This is a genomic window from Psychrobacter immobilis (assembly GCF_003148585.1).
Taxonomy (GTDB): Bacteria; Pseudomonadota; Gammaproteobacteria; order Pseudomonadales; family Moraxellaceae; genus Psychrobacter; species Psychrobacter immobilis.
The window spans coordinates 20,317-43,939 of the sequence record NZ_QGGM01000015.1 but is presented as its reverse complement, the minus strand read 5'-3'; the positions used below and the strand labels follow the sequence as shown (position 1 = coordinate 43,939).

General features: G+C 42.6%; 20 protein-coding genes and 1 tRNA gene. 9 read left to right on the top strand and 12 right to left on the bottom strand.

All coding sequences use genetic code 11. From position 1 onward, the window contains the following. Positions 1-143 precede the first annotated feature (143 nt). Positions 144-1,535 (top strand): esterase-like activity of phytase family protein, encoded by a 1,392-nt coding sequence (locus C8D84_RS11355; protein ID WP_109592234.1) that lies wholly within the window; start codon positions 144-146, stop codon positions 1,533-1,535. A 278-nt stretch (positions 1,536-1,813) separates the two neighbouring features. Here C8D84_RS11355 and hemN read toward each other — a convergent pair whose 3' ends face one another. Both hemN and C8D84_RS11345 read right to left on the bottom strand, forming a co-directional pair. Then, positions 1,814-3,355, bottom strand: a complete 1,542-nt coding sequence (gene hemN, locus C8D84_RS11350; protein ID WP_109592231.1) for an oxygen-independent coproporphyrinogen III oxidase — start codon at positions 3,353-3,355, stop codon at positions 1,814-1,816. A gap of 438 nt (positions 3,356-3,793) precedes the next feature. After that, positions 3,794-6,277 carry a penicillin acylase family protein gene (locus tag C8D84_RS11345; protein WP_109592229.1) on the bottom strand — a complete coding sequence of 828 codons (2,484 nt, stop codon included), beginning with the start codon at positions 6,275-6,277 and terminating at the stop codon, positions 3,794-3,796. Positions 6,278-6,647: 370 nt separating this feature from the next. On the opposite strand from C8D84_RS11345, the gene C8D84_RS11340 reads away from it, so the two are divergent. Next, the gene (locus C8D84_RS11340; protein WP_109592227.1) at positions 6,648-8,225 is read left to right on the top strand and encodes a YifB family Mg chelatase-like AAA ATPase; all 1,578 of its coding nucleotides are present in this window, start codon (positions 6,648-6,650) and stop codon (positions 8,223-8,225) included. A gap of 45 nt (positions 8,226-8,270) precedes the next feature. Here the strand turns inward: C8D84_RS11340 and C8D84_RS11335 are convergent, their stop codons facing one another. Beyond that, a complete protein-coding gene (locus tag C8D84_RS11335; RefSeq protein ID WP_109592225.1) occupies positions 8,271-8,972 on the bottom strand; it encodes a phosphoglycolate phosphatase in 702 nt (233 codons plus the stop codon). Positions 8,973-9,136: 164 nt separating this feature from the next. Continuing rightward, a complete protein-coding gene (locus C8D84_RS11330; RefSeq protein ID WP_109592223.1) occupies positions 9,137-9,637 on the bottom strand; it encodes a DUF4385 domain-containing protein in 501 nt (166 codons plus the stop codon). A 182-nt stretch (positions 9,638-9,819) separates the two neighbouring features. Between C8D84_RS11330 and C8D84_RS11325 the strand changes: the two genes are divergently transcribed. After that, entirely contained in the window at positions 9,820-10,188 is a 369-nt protein-coding gene (locus C8D84_RS11325) for a hypothetical protein (protein ID WP_109592221.1), read from the top strand. 87 nt (positions 10,189-10,275) lie between these two features. Here C8D84_RS11325 and C8D84_RS11320 read toward each other — a convergent pair. Further along, positions 10,276-10,351: transfer RNA gene (locus C8D84_RS11320), tRNA-Phe, on the bottom strand. A gap of 122 nt (positions 10,352-10,473) precedes the next feature. Then, positions 10,474-10,896 (bottom strand): hypothetical protein, encoded by a 423-nt coding sequence (locus C8D84_RS11315; RefSeq protein WP_109592219.1) that lies wholly within the window; start codon positions 10,894-10,896, stop codon positions 10,474-10,476. A 401-nt stretch (positions 10,897-11,297) separates the two neighbouring features. On the opposite strand from C8D84_RS11315, the gene hisB reads away from it, so the two are divergent. The 3 genes from hisB to C8D84_RS11300 all read left to right on the top strand — a co-directional run bounded on the left by hisB (position 11,298) and on the right by C8D84_RS11300 (position 13,183). Next, on the top strand, positions 11,298-11,963 hold the full coding sequence (gene hisB, locus C8D84_RS11310; RefSeq protein WP_045453866.1) for an imidazoleglycerol-phosphate dehydratase HisB: 666 nt from the start codon (positions 11,298-11,300) through the stop codon (positions 11,961-11,963). Further along, positions 11,963-12,607, top strand: a complete 645-nt coding sequence (hisH, locus tag C8D84_RS11305) for an imidazole glycerol phosphate synthase subunit HisH (RefSeq protein ID WP_109592217.1) — start codon at positions 11,963-11,965, stop codon at positions 12,605-12,607. The genes hisB and hisH overlap by 1 nt, the downstream gene beginning before the upstream one ends. A gap of 183 nt (positions 12,608-12,790) precedes the next feature. Continuing rightward, positions 12,791-13,183: a hypothetical protein gene (locus tag C8D84_RS11300; RefSeq protein WP_109592215.1), complete on the top strand. Its 393-nt coding sequence runs from the start codon at positions 12,791-12,793 to the stop codon at positions 13,181-13,183. 125 nt (positions 13,184-13,308) lie between these two features. On the opposite strand, the gene C8D84_RS11295 is transcribed toward C8D84_RS11300, so the two are convergent. Continuing rightward, positions 13,309-14,631: a valine--pyruvate transaminase gene (locus C8D84_RS11295; protein WP_109592213.1), complete on the bottom strand. Its 1,323-nt coding sequence runs from the start codon at positions 14,629-14,631 to the stop codon at positions 13,309-13,311. A gap of 391 nt (positions 14,632-15,022) precedes the next feature. Between C8D84_RS11295 and C8D84_RS11290 the strand changes: the two genes are divergently transcribed. Genes C8D84_RS11290 through C8D84_RS11280 form a run of 3 tightly spaced genes read left to right on the top strand, consistent with a single transcriptional unit; the run spans position 15,023 to position 16,886 of the window. Next, complete coding sequence (locus C8D84_RS11290) at positions 15,023-15,439, top strand: DUF6530 family protein (protein WP_109592211.1); 417 nt, start codon at positions 15,023-15,025, stop codon at positions 15,437-15,439. Between the two features lie 42 nt (positions 15,440-15,481). Continuing rightward, positions 15,482-16,345 carry a macro domain-containing protein gene (locus C8D84_RS11285; RefSeq protein WP_109592209.1) on the top strand — a complete coding sequence of 288 codons (864 nt, stop codon included), beginning with the start codon at positions 15,482-15,484 and terminating at the stop codon, positions 16,343-16,345. Beyond that, entirely contained in the window at positions 16,335-16,886 is a 552-nt protein-coding gene (locus tag C8D84_RS11280) for a TIR domain-containing protein (RefSeq protein WP_109592207.1), read from the top strand. Before C8D84_RS11285 ends, C8D84_RS11280 begins: the two co-directional genes overlap by 11 nt. Positions 16,887-16,981: 95 nt before the next feature. Here the strand turns inward: C8D84_RS11280 and C8D84_RS11275 are convergent, their stop codons facing one another. The 5 genes from C8D84_RS11275 to C8D84_RS11255 all read right to left on the bottom strand — a co-directional run bounded on the left by C8D84_RS11275 (position 16,982) and on the right by C8D84_RS11255 (position 23,252). Next, complete coding sequence (locus C8D84_RS11275; RefSeq protein WP_109592205.1) at positions 16,982-19,597, bottom strand: ABC transporter permease; 2,616 nt, start codon at positions 19,595-19,597, stop codon at positions 16,982-16,984. Positions 19,598-19,633: 36 nt separating this feature from the next. After that, positions 19,634-20,302 (bottom strand): hypothetical protein, encoded by a 669-nt coding sequence (locus C8D84_RS11270; protein WP_109592203.1) that lies wholly within the window; start codon positions 20,300-20,302, stop codon positions 19,634-19,636. A gap of 52 nt (positions 20,303-20,354) precedes the next feature. Next, on the bottom strand, positions 20,355-21,071 hold the full coding sequence (locus C8D84_RS11265) for an ABC transporter ATP-binding protein (protein ID WP_109592201.1): 717 nt from the start codon (positions 21,069-21,071) through the stop codon (positions 20,355-20,357). A 12-nt stretch (positions 21,072-21,083) separates the two neighbouring features. Further along, a complete protein-coding gene (locus tag C8D84_RS11260; RefSeq protein ID WP_109592199.1) occupies positions 21,084-21,896 on the bottom strand; it encodes an arylesterase in 813 nt (270 codons plus the stop codon). Positions 21,897-21,983: 87 nt separating this feature from the next. Continuing rightward, positions 21,984-23,252 carry an MFS transporter gene (locus C8D84_RS11255; protein WP_227676049.1) on the bottom strand — a complete coding sequence of 423 codons (1,269 nt, stop codon included), beginning with the start codon at positions 23,250-23,252 and terminating at the stop codon, positions 21,984-21,986. Positions 23,253-23,623 lie beyond the last annotated feature (371 nt).

The window sequence follows — 23,623 nt, the reverse complement described above, 5'->3', positions numbered from 1 at the left end:
CTATAGCATTAACTCTTAAAATGGTCAGTGAGCTTATTAGGCGCTGGCTATTTTTTCGACTGTCAATTGTGCTGAACGCTACATCTAATAAATTACTCATATGGTTCGTTTAACAAGAATAAAATATATATCAGGGATAAAAAATGACGATAAAAAATATTAATACAGAAATCATTCAAATAAAAGACTTTATCCAAGGCACGGCACTACCTTATACCGTGCTAGATGATACGCATATCAATGCTGCGTATCCTGAGAGGAAGCTTGAGGTTAGAGGGGGTGGTTTCGGTTCAGATGCAGCGGCTCATCCAACCAATGCCAATCAATTTTATGTGCTCACCGATCGCGGTCCCAATGCGGATTTCGAAGGTAGTGCAGGCAAAGGTAAACAGTTTTTAGTACCTGACTATACACCGCGCATCGGACTGTTTGAGCTACAAGCAACTGGGCAAATTATTAAGATCAAAGAGATACTGCTAAAAGACGCAAATGGCAATCCTATCTCTGGGCTACCGAATCCACAAGCACTCGGCGGAACTAATGAAGTCCCTTACGATGTCGACGGCCAGCCGATGACCATTAATCCCAACCTACCTTTTGATGCAGTGACCAATCCTATCAAAAACGATATCAATGGTTTAGATCCTGAAGGTCTTGCTGCGCTCACAGATGGTAGTTTTTGGATCAGTGATGAGTATGGTCCTCATTTGGTTCATTACAATGCGCAGGGGGTGGAGATTGAGCGTATCAATGCCTTTGCGAGCGATGAGCGCAATAATGTGATGGCTAATGGTCAGCCGATTTTACTACCAGCAGAATTTATCAAACGTCGTGCAAATCGCGGTATGGAAGCATTAACGATTACTCCAGATCAGAGCACACTGGTGGGTATTATGGAGTCTTCTATGGACAACCCTGATCACTCAGGTCGTGTTTCTAGTTTGACGCGCATCGTCACTATCAATCTATACTCTGGTCAAATAGCACAGTATTTGTATCGTCTCGATCATGCTCACCATGTGACTTCGGGTATCGTTGCGATTAACAATCACGAGTTTTATTTGATTGAACATGATCGCAAGTTTCCGCTGCAAGACAAGTCTGCGCAAAAGCTCATTTATAAAATTGATCTCTCGCAGGCGACTGATATTGAGAATATTTTAAATACAGATAATATCAAGCAAGATCATGTATTGGGTTTAACGATTAATGAACAAACGCTGGAGCAGCTTATTGCAGCCGATGAAAAAAATTGGCAATTGCTGAAGGAATTGGCAATCAAACCAGTCAAGAAAACCTTGGCAGTCGACGTTCTCGCAACTGTAGAGTATCCACATGATAAGTTAGAAGGTTTATGGTTGCGTCAAGATGGCTCATTGGGTCTACTGAATGACGATGACTTTGCGATGACGGATTCAATGATTGCCAACGCTAAAAGCACAATCGAGCAAAAATATTTGGACAGTGAAAAAACAATAGAAGATGCAAATAGGCTATATATGGTGATGCCTTCTGAATGTGGTGATGGCTACTGAGTAGGCTAGGGCATGTCCTCAATTCAATTGATCATATCTAAACGGACAAAAAATGGCTAAATTTTGCCAAACATCGTTAAATAGCTGGTTAATATCCCGATATTATCTGTGCTATTTTCCTCGTTTGACTGCAATTTATCTCATTTTTATCACCATTTTTGAAATGAGGACACGCCCTAGAGGTATTTTTCGTCAATCATCAGCTTTATTAAACACCGTAAAAAAGACCTCGATTAAGGTCTTTTTTATGACTGCTTTTAATGTATGGAATCACTCAATCAGATAACTTTTGAGAAACGATTCTTATGTTTTTTCTCAAGATACTCATCAAATACCATGGCGACGTTACGACCTAACAATCGACCTTTTGGTAGCACGCGAATGCCAGCCGCGTCCATATCGATGAGCTTGTCTTCTTGCATGGCGCCAAGCTGTTGAATCTCATTGATAAAGTAAGTGATGGCATCGATACCAAATTTTTGATTGACGTCTTTAAAGTCGATATAGTCGTGACAGAGTAGATTCATAATCACATATTCACGCAAGCGATCTTTGATAGATGTTTTGATGACTTTTACTGCAGGCATGGCAGCCGAGTTACTTTGTGCAGCATCGATGCTCGCTTGATAAACTGATAAATCTGTATCATTTTGCAAAATATAGCGGGTATTGGCATTGGCAATTTGACTGATAGAGGAGACGCCGAAGCCCAATAAATCACAATCGCCCATGATGGTATAACCTTGAAAGTTACGATGCAGTTTGCCCTCACGCTGCGCCACGGCTAATTCATCATCAGGCTTGGCGAAGTGATCAATACCGATATATTGATAGCCAGCTTCGGTCAGCGTATTGATGCTATTGCCAAGCATTGTAAGCTTGGCTGCTGGGTCTGGTAAATCGGCTTCTTTAATCTGGCGCTGGGCCTTAAAACGTTCTGGCAAGTGTGCGTAATTGAATACTGACAAGCGATCCGGCGACATCTCGATGATACGGCGCACCGTTTTATCTAAGGTTGCGGGTGTTTGATGCGGCAAGCCATAAATCAGGTCGATATTGATAGAGTGAAAACCTAGATCCCGCGCCTCATTTAACACATTTTCAATGAGCTCTGCTGAATGTACACGGTTGACGGCGATTTGTACCGTTTCATCGAGGTCTTGTACACCTAAACTGACACGGTTAAAGCCAAGGTTACGCAATACTTTTAACGTCTCGCCACTCAGCTCACGTGGGTCAATTTCAATAGAGTAATCGCCTTTGTCTTCAGGTAAGAATTCAAACTGAGTTTGTAAAAACTGCCACAGTTGAACCATTTCTTCATCACGCAAAAATGTTGGCGTACCCCCACCCAAATGCAGCTGTTTAACGAGGGGTTTACTACTACCTTCTGGGACAGATAGCAGGCGGCGTTTGTGCTTAATCTCAGCGATTAAATACTGCAAATAATCGCCTGAGTCGCTATTTTTCTTGGTGATAATTTTATTGCAAGCGCAGTAATAGCAGAGGTGACGACAAAAAGGAATATGAAAATATAAAGACAGTGGTGCACGAGCTTCACGGTTCTGAAGGATCTTTGCCTCAAGACCATCAGAGATGGGTGAGAACTCTAAAGCGGTCGGATAGGAGGTATAACGTGGTCCTGAACGATTGTATTTATTAATAATAGCTTCATCAAAGGCAGGTAGCTGCTTACTCATCATACTGCCACGCGTACTGGCATAAGGACTTTCTGATTGCATAACAGGGCGTGTCGTGGTCGGTTGCTCTCCTGCACGATTGTAAGGTTGCTGAGTATTTGATTCTGAATGTTCTGTCATGCGGTACTCCTCGTTTTGACCTTGAGTATTACTGTTCTTACATCTCTAACGACCAAATATTTAAAAGCCAGTAGGTGTTTGATAGATCGTTAATAACCATAATAACTTTGTTATCAATAATAATTTTCACAGCGCTATATGCTGCTAAAGTTATAGCCATCAATAAGCACTAGTATAACAAATCCTTGTTTGCAGTGGGGTGGTCGGCGAGTTTTCTTACATGCAAACTGTCTATGATAAGTCCATTTGGTTTTGGCAATTATACTCATACCCCTCTTGCGGTTAGCTGGCTAAGTGCTGGCATCATGATGCATCGACGATATTCAAACAGACTGCTTCCATAAAGTAAAAAAGACCTCAGCATATATCTGAGGTCTTTTTATCACTAATTTAAGTTATCACTAATTTAAATTATCATTAATTTAAGTTACGTCAAACTTATTCTTTTAGCTGAATTTTATTGCCAACGGCTTGCTTGCTAACGTCACTAGCATTGAAGGGTAAACGAATCCATTCTTTAGCTGAGTAGCGACGACTCTGGTCACGATGGAATGGTCGAGTAGTATCAGAAGCTTGTGAGTAACCTAATAAGGCTTCTGCTACAGGGCCACCGTTATCAAAGGTAACGCTTTGCATATATGTCGGACCAAAATTAATGAGGTAGTTTGCGCCATCATTAGCGCTTGTGCCTCTCGTTTCTGCAACATTGAATACACCTTCACGACCAAAGCCACCATGCATAGCAATACGCTCGTCGTTTTTACTAGCATCAACGATATACTGCAAATCAGATAAAGACGCATCAAGAGCGATGTTTTTATCTTGGAAGAACTTAATGGAATCTCCTAAAGCAGTACGTGTATCCGCACTAATAATTAAACCACGAGGCGTATTGACTGGGTCTTTTGCATCAAATTTAACACTGAATATCGTATCCGTCGTTTCATTAAAGTCCACATTACGCCAAAACTCTCTAAAGACATGAGCACCTTTGCTATCTAAATTATTACGACGATCCCAATTACTCAAGATATTACAAGCATTGGTTGCATCAATAGTAGAGCCACCCGTCAAAGGCATGCTAGCATTCGCTCGACAATCTGCTAGTACGTCGTCGAGTACCAACTCAGCGACATAACTGCGGTTACCATAGACGACCTCTTGCATATTGTTTAAATTGAACTTAGTACCGCCTAAGTTATCTTTATTACTGAATCGATCTTGTATTTGAACCAGTCCCATACGTGAGCGCATAAGCAATGGAACACCAGCTGCTGGACTAGCACCTAAGAAGGGGGCTAAACGACGACGTAGGAGCGGTGAAAATCCAGTCAGTGGTTGCTCTAAATTGCTTAACCAATAGCTATCATTTGAGTTAGCAACATAATCATCGCGGATCAAGAAAGGTAAGTTTGAGCGCCCAAAAATACCTGCTTGCGGTGAGTCTGTATCAACTCCCCATTCACAGGCAGCGGTACTACCATTCAGTGCTGGCAAGTCAGAGGCAATTAACGCACCAAGGAAGGGGCCAGATGCAGCACTACTACAAGCTTCAAGCTTAGTTTTGGTCACATTTGGTACGGTTGAGATGTCAGCATAGAGTGCCTTACCATTACGGTCGGTAGCAATAGTATTAACAAATCCAAGACCAAGGACGCTTTGCATTCTATCGACTAAGTCCTCAACGCTCGTAGCCTTATTCATACTACGCCACTGATTGAGTGCTCTTGGGTTTTCAGAGGCGGCGTCACGGATAGTATAAGCTAGGTTATTAGCGCCCCATGCTGGTAATTGACCATTGAGTAAATTGACCGCTAACATCGGTCCATATTGTGAGACATAAATATTGTGAACCTGCGTCTGATTATTTGGTAGCTGAATAGTGACAGGAACGGTTTCGATATCGCGCTGCTCAGTCACACCAGCGCTATTAGTATAATTGTATTTGAGAGGATCTCCATCAACTAGGCTAAGCTGATAAAGCGTAAAACGTTTGGCAGTGGATACGGTATGGCTCCAAGCCACGTCTTTATTAAAACCAATGTTAGGGAAAGGCTGGCCTTGCTGAGCCGCGCCCATCACATCCAGCTCACCTGGCATCGTTAAGTGAAATTGATAGAAGCGTTGGACGCCATCCCATGGCTCATGCGGATTGCCATACATGACCCCGCTATTAGTACCGGTCACCTTCTTACCAAAGGCATAGGCATTACTACCGCCACTCATCGCATTAATCGTATCCATATTGAATGCAGGTGCTGACTCTACGACAGGGTTTGCGACTGGAACACTACGCATTCTTGAGCTACCCTGAACGCCAGCAATAGAGGGCGGTGCCGCTGCTACAATGGGACCGACAAAATTAGATAAGCCACCACGTAGATTGGCTTTACCGTAGACCGTCAATAAATCATCGAGAGTAATCTCGCGTACCCATTCAGCATTGGCACAAGCGGGATCGATATTAGCCACGCCTTTGTCACGTAGATAACGGCTATAGCCTGCAGCATAACCTGTCACAGCATCAATGACTTCAGGGTCTTGAGCTGCTAAAAATTCAGCTTTTCGCTTGTCAGTGTTGTACCACGTATAAAAAGCATCGCTAGCCAAATTACCGTCAGCGCCTAGATACAGCATACTCTGACCGCTAGCGACTACAACTTCACGCGCTAGTGAGCAGAAGTTATCTTCTGCGAATGCATAACCGACGCCATAACCAAGGCCTTTGTAATCCTTTGCGGTGATGTGCGGTATACCGAACTCAGTGCGCTGAATATCGGCTTCATAATTAGTGGAAGGGGATATGACATCATCGTCATTGAAACTATTGTCGCTGTCTGAGCAGCCGAATAGTCCTAAAGAGACTGCTACTGTCAGTAGCGTGAGTGTGGGCACACGCCGATTATGCATCTTTATGCTCATAAGCTTATCCGTCCATGGTAGTAGGTATTATATAAAGTAGGTGTTATATAAATCTGCAGCAAAAAGCCGCCAGCAAACTTTATATGATCAATAAAATCCTTTTATTGCCAATACTCTTGCTAATCTTTAATGCTTTATAGTGCGATTAAAATTACCCAATACGTTAATAACATGGTTAACAGGCGTGAGAATCTTTGGATAATCTTTGGAGCAGCATAGCCGAATAAGACTGAGCGAAAGAGCATCCGTTTATCATATAACAACTGTTGATAACTATGCTAGTAAATAAAATGAGACAATAAAACACGACATTTGCGCACTGATACATAATACTCTATTATCAATTATTCCCTATATTAGGAAAATGCTGATGTCGTTTGCACAAGTCTATACCCGTTCAGTCGTCGGACTGCATGCGCCCAAGGTCATTATTGAGGTGCATCTGTCACAAGGGTTGCCAGCATTGACCATTGTCGGTTTGCCGGAGGCGGCGGTACGTGAAAGCAAAGACCGTGTACGCTCTGCGATTCTGAACTCTGGCTTTCAATTTCCTAATCGTCGTCTTACTATCAATTTAGCCCCCGCTGATTTGCCTAAAGATGGTGCACGTCTTGATTTACCGATTGCCATCGGAATCTTGGCAGCCAGTGATCAATTGGATCCAGAAGTATTATCAGGGTTTGAGTTTATCGGGGAGTTAGCGCTCAATGGGAATTTACGGCAAGTGACAGGCAGCTTAGCGGTGGCACGAGCGATCAAAGCTGAGGCGCTGGCGTCCAAAGTATTGCAGGTGGCAAATATCACTGAACAGGAGCTGATCGAGCCACGGCAAAAACCACAAACACCGCAGCTTATCGTACCGATTGATAATGGTGCTGAGGCTAGCCGTGTGGATGGCGTGACGATACTAGCCGCGCAAAGCTTAAAGACAGTTTGTGAGCACTTACAGTCGTTAGCGAACCCAAGCGCAGCCTATGAATCTTTGGACGTTGTACAACCGAGTCCAGCACAGCAGCATGTTGGCTATCAAGTGGATTTGGCTGATGTCAAAGGCCAACATCATGCGAGGCGAGCCTTAGAGATTGCCGCTGCTGGTGGTCATTCGTTGTTGTTCACAGGGCCTCCCGGTTCGGGTAAGACATTGATGGCCTCGCGGCTACCGACCATATTGCCGGATTTAAGTGATGAAGATGCATTAGAGGTTGCCAGTACTTATTCAGTGGCAGACAGCGATTACGATTATGGGACAAGACCATTTAGGCAAGTTCATCACACTATATCAGCCGTGGCTTTGGTGGGTGGTGGCTCACGACCAAAACCGGGTGAAATTACCCTTGCCAATAAAGGCGTATTATTCCTTGACGAATTGCCAGAGTTTGATCGGAGTGTGCTTGAGGTATTGCGTCAGCCATTAGAAGCCAAGCAAATCACCATTAGCCGTGCCAACTCGCAGATGACTTTTCCAGCAAATTTCCAATTGGTCGCTGCCATGAATCCATGTCCATGCGGCTATGATGGCGATACCTCAGGGCGTTGTCGCTGCCGACCTGAACAGATTAAACGTTATCAAGATAAACTATCAGGTCCACTGCTTGATCGCATTGATTTGCATATCACTGTACCTGCGCTGCCAATTGCCGATTTGCAAAATGCTCAAGCTGGCGAAACCTCCGAACAAGTGCGCGTTCGAGTCATTGCCGCACATAAACGTCAGATGCAGCGGCAACAAAAGGTCAATAATGAGCTTAGCCCTAGCGAGATTGATAAATATATCCAACTCGGAGAGGGTGAACAGCAACTATTACAGCTCGCTCAGCAGCGTCTGAATTTATCGGCACGCGGTTATCATCGAGTATTGCGAGTGGCGCGTACCATTGCTGATTTGGCTGAAAGTATCGATATTACAAGCGCTCATGTGTCTGAGGCGCTCAGTTATCGGAGCAAATAATGATTTCAAAGAATGGCTTAAATGAATCATTCTAAGGTTCAAGTTTTAGCTGTCTATCGTATAATTTTTGAAAAAATATTCTACCAATGCCGCAAAATCATCAAAGGCTTCGGTGGGGTTTAGCTCACGGATATCTTGTCCATAATTATAACCATAAGACAGCCCGAAAGTATCCATATTAGCATTTTGTCCGGCTAAGATATCGTTTCTAGAATCGCCAATCATCACAGCTTGTTCTGGAGTGACGTTCAACGCTTTACAGACATGCAGTAGCGGTGCTGGATCAGGCTTTTTAGTTGAGAGACTATCACCGCCTAATACTTCACTGAATAAGTCCTGCCAGCCAAAGGATTGCAATATTTTCGGCACAAAACGAATCGGCTTATTGGTCACTAGCGCCAGCGTAAATCCTGCTGCTTTTAGCTTTTTTAGTCCGCTATCGACATCTGGGTAAGCAACGGTTTTGCTACCACTGAGATTTTTGTAAGCCTCAAAAAACAGGTGCTCTGCGTAATTGGCTTCCTCGACCGTCAACTCGCCTTCTAACACTTCTACCTTACCTGCTAGTGCGCGCTCGACCAGCATTCTTGAGCCATTACCGATCCAATTACGTATGGTGCTAATCGGATAGGTTTCTTTACCAAGTGTCGTTAACATTGCGTTAGTTGCATCCGCCAAATCTGGCACACTATCAATGAGCGTTCCATCGAAATCAAAAATCAAAAGTTGCTTAATATCTACAGTCATTATTATTTACCCACGCTAGCAATTTGATACTTTTTTGGAGTATTAGCTCCAAGCCCTCATTACCTTAGCACAGCAAATCATGAATTCAATTATTTAACAGTCTGTCATTATAAGTATTTCTATCTTTTCAGGCTGAGGATAATTTTTATTGATATATTTTATGCTTATTCAACCTCTTTATAACGTTCGCGATGCTCGGCTTTCATTCTTAAATAATCTTCGTTCTCACGACACTCGTCCCATTTCTGTTTAAATATGCGCGCTGACTCTGCTTTGACTGGGTCTTCGATTTGTCGTGGCAATTCTTCACGACCATGTGCGCCGCTCTGACCTTTTTTATCATCAGGAACAGCGCCCTTGTATTTTTTGCCGCCTTTGTGATTGGCATAACGACGGGCGCGGGTATAGCCCATTTGAATAAATTTGCGCGCCATATCTGCACCGACAAAGTCATCGGCCGCCAGATAATCTAAAAACATCTGATAAATTGTCTCGCTGCTCTCAAGCGCAATATCAGGGGTCGCAAAGCGCCAGTGTGGCAGGATTTCAGACTTATACGGCTCTACCAATAATACGCCTTGCTCGCCGCGACCGACCCGATATAGCTCGGGCTGCGCGCGCAAATCTAGGTTTTTATAATCCAAATCGTAATCGAACGCTCTCATCGCTTTTCCCTATTGGTATTCGTCATCTGTCAAATTTATCATTATCAATACTATCGAGTATACTGAGCGCCGCTGTCTAAAAAACAGCACAAAAATGTTATGCAACCGTGACAGTAAGCGTTTAGCATGAGAAGCGTAGCGAATAGAATCAATCATTGAGCAGGTCTGAGTAGGTTAAAGTTATGACAGTTAATAAAAACATCCTTAATAGAATCAATCTAGCTGGCTCGACTGTTACGATGTCGTTAAAAAGTATATTTGTGATATCGGCGCTGCTGCTCATCAGCGTATTAAGCACCAATGCTGCCCATAGCGCATGGTTTGAGCAGTTGATTCCGCAAGGAGAAACTTATACGGTACGTGAGATAGATCGTGATTTGGCGTTCGTGATTGATGGTTTCATTTATGATGCGCGCACGTCTTGCTTTTTAGCAGTGGGCGATAGAGTGATATTTTTTGAAGGGCGTCATGGTATCGATTACCGCGCGACGGTTTATGATTTAGACTCGCGTGAACGTTGCGAGGTGTTATTAAGAAGACGTTTGTCATGAGCTATTAGACTTATTTCAGAACAGGATATAAGCATAAAAAAAGCCCCAAACATTGCTGTTCGGGGCTTTTTAGAATGCTTAAACGAATGGTGGCTCGAGGCAGGTTCGAACTGCCGACACACGGATTTTCAATCCGTTGCTCTACCGACTGAGCTATCGAGCCGTCTTCGTTGAGGCGCTATTAAACTAAATATAGGCGTTGCTGTCAAGTAGTTTTTGCATAATAGAAGATAAAAGACGATAAATAATCAAATATTGGCAAAATTAACAGTTTTTACTCTCGATTTAGTTTTTAACACGCAGTAAATCATACTCGCTCATAATACGATGGATATCCGCATCGACAGGGACAAATTGACGTACGCCTTTTTTTACTTCGGCATCATAGACCAGTTTAATAAACTTAGCATCGATAGCGCGACCGCGATTTTGTGGATGTACCGTTAAATATTGCAGACGCTTGGCGTCGGTTTGCCCATCATCAAAACAGGCAACTGCAGCGATAGGCTTGTCATTGAACATACCGACATACAGACATTGCCCGCGCTTAAAACCCTGCTCAATGATATTTAATACCTCGATACCATCAGGCTGCGCGTCATCGCTATCGTATAATGCCTGCAAGCGCTCTGCTAGCTCATTGTCGCGCGCAGGTTTTTTGATAAGTGGTGCATCCAAGCTATTAATGGCGATCGCTTCTAAAGGCATAGCAGTTCCTATAAACAGAGAGTTTCTATCGTATAAAGTAGCAGTATGACACAGCACAAAGTTATAACACGGCAAAAAGTCATAGAAAGTGGGCTGTAGAATATGATATCTAAAAGTCAGTGCAAGTCATGATTAATAATACTGAACACACTATTTTAGCAGAATGAGGTAATTTTGTGCGTGGTTTGCCGCTTGGTCGTGGCAGTAAATGTTAGGGTTTGCTATGATGAGGCTAGATGATATTTAGTACGTACAAACCCTAATACCTTGATATCTTTTGTATATATCATTTTCTAATACATTTTTTGCTAGCGCTGACCCAGACACTAGTAAAATATTTAGACATGTTTCGCCTTATTTATTGATCGCTTTTCACTGATAAAAACTGATAGAGAGTAGCCATGACAGCCAATGCAATGACGACTGCTGATACACCTGAGCAAAATGCACCAAAAAACCTAAATCTACATGGTCGCCCTGAACGTATTGCGACCGTTGAGCGCATTACTGCTGAGACCCAAGTGACTTGTACTGTCAATCTTGATGGTACGGGTCAAGGGGTTGTAGATACTGGCGTGCCGTTTTTGGATCATATGATTGATCAAATCAAGCGTCACGGTTTGTTTGACTTAGAGATTAAATGCAACGGTGACACCTTTATCGATGACCATCATAGCGTTGAAGACACTGGTATTACCCTTGGACAAGCATTTAACAAGGCATTGGGCGACAAAAAAGGCATTCGTCGTTATGGGCATTTTTATGCACCGCTTGATGAGGCATTAACCCGCGCTGTCGTCGATCTATCAGGACGTCCGGGTTTACACATGGACATTCCCTTTACCCGTTCGCATGTCGGTAATTTCGATGTTGATTTGTTCAGTGAGTTTTTCTATGGTTTCGTCAATCATTCTTGGATGACGGTGCATTTAGACAATCTCAAAGGCAAAAACAGCCATCATCAAATCGAATCAACCTTTAAGGCTTTTGCTCGCGCCCTACGTATGGCTTGTGAATATGATGAGCGTGCACTTAATACGCTACCATCGACTAAAGAGGCGTTTTAATGGCTAAAGTAACCAAAATAGCGCTACTAGATTATGGCATGGGTAATTTGCATTCCGCCAGTAAAGCCTTGTCAGTGGTAGGGGCAGAAGTCTCTATCACCAATGATCCTAAGGTTGTCGCTGCGGCAGACAAGATTGTCTTCCCCGGTGTCGGTGCGATGCGTGACTGTATCGCTGGCATGCATGAAGCAGGGATTGATGACGTCATACGCCATGCGGTGTTTAATAAGCCCGTTATGGCTATTTGTGTGGGCATGCAGGCATTGTTTGAGCAGTCCGCTGAAAATGGTGGTACAGACTGCTTGGGTATCTTAAACGGCACTGTAGAAGCATTTGACCCGATGTGGAAGGATCAGCAGGGCGCTACCATCAAAGTACCGCATATGGGTTGGAATACCATTAGCGGTATGGATTTTGACCACCCATTGTGGCAGGGTATTGATGACAATGCGCATTTTTACTTTGTGCATAGCTATTATTGCGAGCCTACTAACAGCTCACAAGTGGCAGCGATATGTGACTATGGTCAACCGTTTTGTGCCAGTGTCATCCAAGACAATTTATTTGCCACCCAGTTTCACCCAGAAAAAAGTCATACTGCTGGCTTGCAGTTGTTGAAAAATTTCGTCGAGTGGAATGTGTAAGTAGGCGATAAACGTGAAGTGAATATTTAATTTAGTAGAAGGTAGATTATCCATAATATAATCTGCCTTTTTTATGCTCAGCCATCACTTTGTAGCTGCCACTCTTTAACTATTATAGTTTAGCCATCATGGTTTAGTGATACTCTCAGTCGTTTTCTACTTGCTTATATTTGGAATACTCTAGTGGATTTTACCGCTTTTAAAATCAATGTTATTGAAGTATCTGGCCTTGCCAAAGACGCCTTACATATCTATGTCGGCGTCGGCATCTATCTTTTGTGTTTGCTTGTGCTGCGTCCTATCGTTAAAAAGCAAAGCATCAGATCATTCATGGCTTTAGTCGTCGTGACGGGCATTGCCTTATTGGGCGAGTATTTAGATAATCGAAATACGATTGAAGCATCAGGCATGGCTGGCTTAAGCCACGAACAGCTGGTCGCAAGCCTCCGCGATTTGATCAATACGTGCCTGCTGCCTTACGTGCTCTATGCATTGAATAAGTGGACGACACTCTTTCAGGCATCCATCAATAAGCCTAAATCATTGACCAAGCGCCATAAAAAAACGGACTATTAATCAGCCCGTTTTTTTTGTTTTGCTATTCGAGTTTATGATGGTTCTATTCACAAAAATTAGAGCAGCAAGAAAAACTCGTGTAAGTACTAGGTATGGTAGGCTAAACGAGTTTGACACCGCTAATCTTATTTTTTGGCTTCATCATACAACTCACGAACCACTTCACCAATCGCTGCAATACCATCAGTCAGCGTCTGCTCATCAGCGGCGATACTCATACGAATACATTCATGCGCATGCTGATAATCGCTGACATCGACACCAGGGAAGAAATACTGACTTGGCACAATGAGCGTACCTTTTTCTTTTAAAATCTCGTACAGCTCAAGCGTGCTAATTGGCAAGTCTTTAAACCATAACCATAAAAATATCGCGCCCTCAGGCTTATGAATCATTAACGGATAATCACCCAAAGCTTTTTTCAAAAGCTTTACTGCTAATGTCGCTTGCTTTTGATAAAAAGGTTTAATCTCATTATCAGCTAACTGCTTGATACGGTCATCGTTCACCAATGGCGTGGCAATTGCCGCCCCAAAGCGGGTCGGTGCTAGATTGACCACCGCATTCATTGCGCTGACTGCTTCAATCACTTTAGCATCGGCCACGATAATGCCGGTACGCATACCGGGCAAGCCAATTTTAGACAGGCTAAAGCAAAGAATCGTATTGTTATCCCAACTTAATTGCGCGTCTGAATAAATGATATTAGGGAAGGGCATACCGTAGGCGTTATCGATAATCAGCGGTATCTCATAACGCTTGGCAATCTCAGATAAATGCGCCATTTCCTCATCGGTCAACACATTGCCCGTTGGATTGGTCGGACGCGAACAGCAAATCGCGCCAATGCGACCTTCTTTTAGCGCTGGCAAGTTCTCTAACGCCTCAAAATCCACACGATATTTAAAGAAACCTGCTTCGCCATCATGAGTCACTTCATCGATATGCGGCAACACGGCTGCAAAATGCTGACCTTCGACATGCACATCACTATAGCCAATATATTCAGGGGTTAATGGCAGTAGAATTGATTTGTCGACAGATCCTTTATTTTCATCAACGAACGCACCACCAAATAAATTAAACAAATAGAAAAAAGCATTCTGCGAACCATTGGTCAAAGCGATATTTTCTGCGCTCAAATTCCAATCATAATGACGATTAAAGAAGCCAACCAAAGCATCGATAAAGGCGGCGTCACCCTGCGGATTGGAGTAATTTGCCATGCTAATAATTGCGCTACTATTAGCCTCGCCAGCATCGTTATCAACGCCAAGCGCCTTATAAGTCTCTAAAAACAGCTCATTAACGGCATCAATCTTGGCAGGATTACCACCGCCCAGCATATTGACAGGCTGATCGCTTTTTAGCGCATCGCCCAAGTCATCCATTAATTGCGAGATGCCAGTTGGCTGGGTAAATTTTTGACCGAACTTTGAGAATTTCATAAGGCTACCATGCTGTTTGAGAGGGTGTTATAAGTTGGTGTTTAACCGATAAAGTTGGGCTAGTATAGCAAATGAGAAGTATAAAATAAGCAAAGAGCATGGTTGATATTGGTTTATATGCTGACAAGATTTGTGGAGCAAAAAACGCCTTCTAGAAAATAGAAGGCGTTTTGGTTTGAGGTTTTGTAGCCAATCCTGACACCTGCTCATATGTTAAGCCTACTGGCTAAGCACAAGATAGTCCTAAATTAAAAGTCATATATAAAATTTTATTTGTTGACAATAGTTTTTAAAGTACTATATTTTACTAACTATGTTAGTAAATCTACTACTAACTTAGTTAGTAAAATATACTAACATAAACTTCAACATACTACTCTAAGGTCTAAATATGGATATACCTACTCATCTAAATCACAAACCAATTGTAAAGCTGGAAAACTATTCAAAAATTGATGGTGCATATAGAAATTATACAGATGTTCAAGGTTTATCGCTTGGAGTATCACAGTGGAGTGATGAAGATTTATCAGTAAAAGTTTGGCGTCATTCGGGTAAAAAGTGGTCTCGTATGTCGGAAGAGTTACCATTACATCGAGTTCTGGATTTAGCTAGTTTAGTTTGTTCAGCCTTGTCATATGCACAAAAAGATGTCCTTTTGAGTGATGATAAATTCAGTATTACGACGAGTAACGATGCAGTATTATTAAATATCTTAAAACAAAAAATGAATCCTGAATATGTAAAGAATAATCTAGACGAGCCTCTGAAACGCTTATCAAATTTGTTAAGTAATCTAGGTTATTAGTATTACTATGAGTTAAATTTGAAACCAAGGTCAGCTGACAATATGAAAGTAAATTTTTATGATAAAAACTTATTAAATGATTTTTATAAATACTTGTCAGCTATAGGTCTAGTAATGAGTATTGTATTTCTATTTGTTACTATTCCCAATGATTGTCAATTTATTTCACAAGATTGCAGGCTCATTACAGGAGGAGTGTTATTCATAATTATATTTTTATTATTTTTAGCTTTATGGTTTCGAGCTAATAAATTGAAGTATTTAAGAGTCAAAATTGATTCAACAAGTGTAGAAATTAAAGAAGGTGATTTATTTGAACAAGAAGGTTTGATTGCTATAGGTTTTAATGAGTATTTTGATACAGTTGTAGACGACAAAATAATATCTAAAAGATCTTTGAATGGAATTTTCATTGACACACATCTAATTCATACTGGTAAAGAAGTAGACGAACTTGATGTACTCATTGAGAGCGGCGTAGAGAATGAACACAAAGTTAAAGGGAAAAAGCGTAAAGCAGAAGGAAAGTTACAACGATATAAGCTAGGAGCAATTTATCTACTTGATGATAGATATATTTTAACTGCATTTACAAAATTTAATGATAGAAATGAAGCTAGGCTTACTATGTCAGAGTACTTAGAGTTTTTAGTCAATTTTTGGGATAACGTTAATTCTATATACGCTCAAAGGTCAGTAAGTGTACCTATATTTGGTGGTGGTATTACTAGGTTTAAAGAGCATAAAACTATTTCAGATGAAGAGCTACTTAAAATCATGCTTTGGACTTTTAAGATTAGTGAGATGCGGTTTAAACATCCTGCTAGGCTTACAATAATAATTCATCCTGAGAAAATAAAAGCAATTAATTTAAATGACATTAAAGGACTGGGCAATGGCTTATAGAAATGGAACTTATGTAGCTTTTGATGGACTTGGTACTACTGACCCTACTAAGGGAGATATAAAGTATTTTAATCTACTAAAGCGTTGGAATACATCTAGAGATTTCAACTTTAGTGATAGCCATAGAAAAACATATCAAGTCTTAGATCTTAGCACCAAGATAACGTTACAAACTAGGTTGTCAGAACGTCTAAGGCATTCAAAAAATATGGTCTTAATTCTGACTACAAAGACGAGACATAATAGAGAAATGCTAAACTATGAAATTAGAAGAGCAATTGAGTTGAGACTACCTATTATTGTTTGTTATCCAGAAGTAAAGCAACCAATATTTAATCCACAAGCTTATTCGAGCTACTGGCCGAAATCACTAGCTGACGGCATTGAATGTGGGAAAGCGCAATGTATACATGTACCGTTTAAAAGAGCACTTATTTCGGATGCACTATCTCAATTCAGCTTACACGCGAAGGAAAAGTTGGGTCCGCTTAATTATTATCGTAAAGACGCTTACGATTTTTTAAATGTGAAATGGACTTAATTTCTTATATCATTAGACTGGCAGATAATAACGGATAGCAGGATTAGCTACAACTAACCCGCCATAAACTCATACTAAACCTTCAAATTCGAATCCTAAATCATCGCTCTTACCCGCGCCATAATCCCGCGTCCAATCACTAATCTCACATAAATAATGGCAATAGCAAACAGCAAACCAACTAACGCCACACCGCCAATACCTAAACTTGCCCACGGCACACTAAAGCGCAGATTAAACCATTGGGTAATAGCAGCCCACGCACCGATGTTGGCGATAATCACCGCAAATAAGGCGGCACTAATGCCAAGTATCCCCAGCTCTAAGATATTGAGCATATATAGGTCGCGCTTTTGCATGCCGAGCAGCCTAAATGATGCGCTATCAGCCATGCGGTCTTGTGAGGTGGAGAGTAGCGAGCTAATTAAGACCATGATACCCGTCAGTAATGCCAGTAAGGTGAAGACGTAAACCAAGCGGCTCATTTGCACGACTAGCTCTTGAACTTGCTGCGCAATTGCCGTGCCGTCGATGGTCGTTACCGCAGGAAACTCGCGTACTAGCTGACCTTGGAGTTTTGGAATATCCTCTGCTGCGACATGAGCGGTAGCAAATTGGATTTGCGGAGCAGCAGATAAAACCGCTGGCTCAAATAAAAAGTAAAAATAGGGGCTGGGTCCTTTCTCATAGCGCGAGCGGATACTGGTGATTTGCCCGACAATCTCAATCCCTTGGATATTAAAGCGCACCTGATCACCCATACCGACGTTTAGCAAACTTGCTGCAGTATCCAAAATCGATAACGGCGCAACGGTTTGTGCTGAGTCACTATCTGCAGTCTCAATAGGTGCATAAAGCTTGTCATCTGCTAACGACTCCGTAATAAACTCAGTGTCCATCACCGTATCAGCGTAGCTTAAATTAAAGACGCGTGCAGGGTCATCAAAGCCGTCAGCAGGTTCGATATCTTGTACGGGTACATTATTAGCAGTGACGACGCGGGCGCGAATGACAGGATAATAGCTGACAGGTGCAGCAATGATGTTATTAATCTCATCATGCTGGTCGCTTTGAATATCGAGCAAAAATAAATTGGGCGCATCTTCAGGATACGCATTAATAAACTGGGTATTGATACTATGATTGAGCGTGGTAATCAGGGTTAAGACCGCCACTGATAGCGATAAAGTGACAAAGAATAATGCCGACTGATTGCCTTTACGGGCAAGGTTATGGATAGCAATACGCTGCATCCAGCTAATCTTAGAATGCTTGGCAAACTTAGTCAGCAGCCATAACCAACCGCGTGCCAAGAGCCAAAATATTGCTACGAAGGCAGTTAAGCCTATCAGTAGCTGCGCACCTAGTATCAAAGAGTCTACTTCATAAGCAAAAAACGCATAAAGTCCGATGAGCGTCAGTCCATACCATAATAATGGCAAACGTCGATACCACGGCAGGTTTTGCGAGTTTGTACTTGCTCCTTGATTGAGTAAAGTAGCAGGCTTGGTGGTACTTAGCGTGCTTAAACCACGTTGAGCGATAAGCAAGGTCAGCACTAACGCGATAATAATGGTTTTAATAGCACTGACTGGATTAATAGCTAAACCAACATCAGCTGGTAAGATAGCAATCAGATACGGCTGACCGACTTGCAGTAAGCCAAAACTTAGAGCAATTGCTGCCATACAAGCGATGATAGTGGTGACAATCAACAGCTGATAATAGCTGCGTTTTAAGGATTTAAGCGGCTCACCTAATGCCAAGCGAATGGCATTACTAGACTGCTGCTTGGTCACAAAAGCCGTAATGACGCCATACATCGCCACCGCAGATAATAACAGGACGGCGATGACGAGCAGCTTTAAAAACATCAAGACATTATCAGAGATACGCGAGACAGATGTATCTGCTGACTCGGCATCAGACAGCTCAATATCAGGATAATTGCTTAGTATTTGCGTGAGCTTATCTCGCTGCACGGCCATTAATTCAGGCTCACCAGCCAGCTCAATACGATAGTTTATACGGCTACGCTGTCCCAATAAATTGGTTGCTGCGAGCGCATCTTGATGCATTAAGACACGCCCACCAAACCCAAAGGTGGTCAGCGGGCGATCAGGTTCTTTTGTCAGTACATCACTTATTGTGAACTGCGCATCGCCAATGGTAATGCGGTCGCCGACATTAGCCTGTAGACTACTGAGCACTTCTGGCGCGACGATGACACTGTCAGAGGTTAGCTGCTCCCACAGCGGCTGTCCTGAGGCAAGCTCCGCTGTACCGTATAAGGGATAAGACGGTGAGACCGCTTTAATGCTAGCAAGCAAGGTTTGCTCATCATTGACCAGCATGGCGCTAAACTGATAGTCATACACCGTCTGCGTATCGGGGATTGTTTCTACCTGCGTCAATACTTCACTTGGCCAGTCTTGCTTACTGTTTAAAATCAAATCGCCACCAACGAGCGCGCGCTGATTGTCATTGATATAGCGATCGACAGACTGCTGCACAGAGTCGAGGGTGAGGTAAGTTGCAAGCGACAGGGTTAATGTCAGCAGAAACAACACGGGATATACCCAGCGCTGCCACCAACTACGGCTGAGTGCTTGAGAGCCAAGTGTTTGACCGCTAAAGAAACGGTTCCCTTTGGGATTAGTAGCCTTATTATTGATAGCAGTATCGCTTTTTGTGATCGTAGCTTTAGTCATAATTTTTTGCTTAATCGGTAGACGTATTAAGAAATTTTAGAGTGTATCATCAGGTAACCAGATATAGATAAAGTCAAACAACTCTGCATCTGTCATATCAGTTAATGAATGAACGAGTTTTTTATCTTTAACTGTCTTATATACTGCGCTAGCTACTACTTTCTGGTAAAGAAGAGACTTACCTTTTGTTTGTTGTTTAAACCAGTGTTTATTTATTTTGCTAGGTAAATTATAGAATAAAGAAAAATCTAGCTGTGTACTGAGGTGGTTCAACTTTTCATATTTATAAGTATCAAAGTAATATAGATGTCTTAATGCATCATTTTGTAGTGTATTTTGCTCATTCTGTAGTAAGTCTAAAAAACAAAGATACTCATCATCATTTTCCATAAAGTACGTCAAAGGGTATAGGAAATAATTATTTGCTCTCAAATATCCCTTACTTATTGCTTGTAGAGTAAGCTGACTTATCTCGTCTCTGTTGGCATTGATGAAAGGTTTTGAGTAATGCTCTAATATAAAAGAGAGAGCAAAAGTAATGGAATAATCGTCTAAGTCAGCCATCTGTTTCAAATGATAAAGCGCGTTATCTAATTTATAGATCGAGATTAACTGATTAATTGCTTGGCTATAATCTTCGGTTTCAAAAGTGAACTTTCCAGCAAGTAAGTCTTTTGCCAAGTTTTCTATCTCAAGAGTTCCCATTGAACTAACCTTATTGAAGTAGAGCATTAAAGAATAAGGGATGAACTCCTATTTATTCATCAATTCGACCATCATGCATGGTAATCACGCGATCTGCCATTTCGGCAAGTGCAGGATCATGGGTCACAACGACCAATGCCGAACCGACTTTTTGTCTTAAATCTAACAATAGCTGCATGACTTGGTCGGCGTTTTGCTCATCCAAGTTGCCCGTTGGCTCATCCGCAAACACAATCTTTGGATGCGACACCAGCGCTCGTGCCACAGCCGTACGCTGCTGCTCACCACCTGATAATTGATTGGGCAAGCTATGACGGCGATGACCCAAATCAACGGCATCAATAAGCTCGTCTACTCGTGCTGGGTTTGGACGTCTGGCAATATCAAGTGGAAAGGCAATGTTCTCGGCTACTGTCAAGGTTGGCAGTAGGTGAAACGACTGAAAGACAAAGCCCATATAATGCTGACGAATGACCGCTAGCGTATCTTCGTCAAGACTACTGAGCATTTGACCTGCTAGCGACACCGTACCGCTATCGGGATAATCTAGCGCTGCTAATAGCCCAAGCAGAGTAGATTTACCTGAGCCTGATTTGCCCATGATGACCACAAACTCGCCAGCATTGACATAGATATCTACATCTTTAATGATTGATAGGGTTTGCTCGCCGACTTGCACGGTTTTGTTTAATTGTGATGCGGTGAGTAGGACTTCTTTTTTATAATCTGCTTGTGGCGTTGAAGCGGCAATCGAAGGTGATGATGTCATTACAGTGTCTCGTTAAGTAGTCTCATTTGTCGTCTCATCTTTAGCATTTTCAGTTGTGTTGTCTGCATCAGCTGTTCTTAGCTCTTTTAACTTGGGCTCTAGAATAGGCAAGATATTGTCATTGACGATAATCTCGTAGCCTTCTTTGGTTGGATGAATGGCATCGGCTTGATTGAGCGCAGGATCACCGCCCACACCATCCAAGAAGAAAGGAATCAGCGTCACGTTCATGTCTTTGGCGACGCGAGGATATATCGCTGCAAATGATTTTACATACTCAGAGCCAAGGTTGTCATAGATCTGCATGCCGCCCAAAATGACGATACTGCCATTATCCTGTAGACGTTTGACCGCGGTACGAATATTGGCTTCAACTGTTGCTACATCGATACCGCGTATGGCATCGTTAGCACCAATGGTCAAAATCGTCACATCAGGCTTAGTTTGCAATACCCAGTCTAAGCGATTGACCAATCCCGTGCTGGTTTCACCGCTCAATCCTGAATTGATAACTTTGGCATTGTCGTAACCCATTGCTTGCAGACGATCTTCTAACTGAGCAGGATAGTTATCATCTTTATCCACCCCAAGACCTTCTGTTAGAGAGTCGCCCAATGCCAAGATCGTTAATGGCGCTTGCTGTGCAGTGGATGTTGCCGGTTGCTCAGAATTTGTCGTTTGAGGTTCGGCAGTTTGAGTACTGTTTTGAATGCCATTATCGGTGCTAGGTTCAGATGGTTTTTGGCAACCACCGAGCGCCATTACGGCTGTTAAAATAGCCAATGTTGGTAAGTGTCGAGCGAAACGAATGGATAAATTCATCATGATTATTCTGTCCTATAAGCAATCAAACCAGTGTAGCAAAATAAGACAGACACCAATATTATCCTAAGGTTACTGTAGTTTTTGATATTAAAGCTTTTTGCCATCGACCATCACTGGACGACTCACTACCCAAGCAATGATGACGTTGATAACCATCAAAATGAGCATAATGAATAGCGGTAAATCCCAGCTGCCAGTCGCTTCATGTAGCCAACCTGTCCCTAAGGGACCAAAAAATGCAATCAAATAACCGACGAATTGCGCCATACCCGACAGCTCACTAGATTGATTGGTCGTATAAGTACGTAAGGAGAACAGCATCATACTCAAGGTAAAAATAGCGGAGCAGCCAATGCCCATCAGACCTGACCACAACCACGCGAGGTCGGTAGATAAATAGTTGATTCCTAAAATACCAATAACATTCAGCACCGCTGCAAACACCGCCAGCGCCTGAATAGGGCGGCCGCGATTGATCAGCCACGTCAGGCTCAAAATAGAGACTGGCGCCATAAACTGAAACACTGAAGCCATTTGTCCTGCTTGCACTGCAGATAGCCCTTTGCTGACCCAAATAGAGGGTAAGAAACTGGCAACGGTATAAAATAATAGTGATTGCAGCCCCATAAATACCGCAATTTGCCAAGCAAAAGGCGTACGCCACATGGATATATCAGACGCTCCAGAGGTAGGTGGCACAATGGCTTGATGACTAGACGAACCAAGCCGCAACCGCAAAAATATCCAAATAATGATCGCAAAAATGCCCAGTAGCGACCACCCACCCAGTGCCCATTGCCAGCCCAATTGCTCAGATAATGGCAGTACGACTCCAGCGACGATGCCTGCCGTTACCGTCATCGTTAGACTAAATAGCCCTGTTATGAGTGGAATATGCTGGGGCGTACGCTGTTTAATAACAGGGGCAGCTAAGGTGTTCGCAAAACCGATAGCCAAGGTCAGCAGTAACGTACCAATCAAAAACCCAGACCAAGTGGGAATAACGGTACGAATCATCATACCAATCGTTAATAACGCAATCATCGCAATGAGTGTATTCTCAAGCCCAAAACGCTTACCAATGGCTGGCGCGATCAGTGCGCCCACCGCAAAAGTCAGCATGGGCACTGCTCCTAGCCAACCAATCTGCGTCTCAGAGATATTGAGGGCATCTTGTACAACAGGGGCAATAGAGCCGAGAGCAACAATAGGCGCACGCATATTGGTGGCGAGCAAAATCATGGCACATAAAATGAGCCAAAAAGTGAAGCGTGAGGAGGGCAGCTCAAACGGTGACGGCGTATCTGAATGAGACTGTAATGGCACATCAGGTGGCAAATCAGTAGAGGTAGACATAGCAGCACGACTATTAGAATAAGAAAAAGGACACGTCATTAAACAGCGCCGAAGCATCGTCGCTTGTAAATAACACCAAAGAAAACGCACCTAGACGGTGACTAAAATCATTAATTAGAATCGTAAATTAGAACTAGAGATTACTTGCAGAATACAAGATATATGAGTAACCATTTTGAAAGCGCGCTTATCTTCAATCGCCTATCAACTGAATACGGTATTAGATTTATTTAGTCTACTATTATTAACAGGCCTTGCACGTGTCGTATTTATATCCAAAATATCTTAAAGTGAGGCTAACTAGATACGTCGCGGCTGGTACAACTAAAAATAGCGCCAGTCCCTTGCAAAGGACTAGACGCTATTATAAG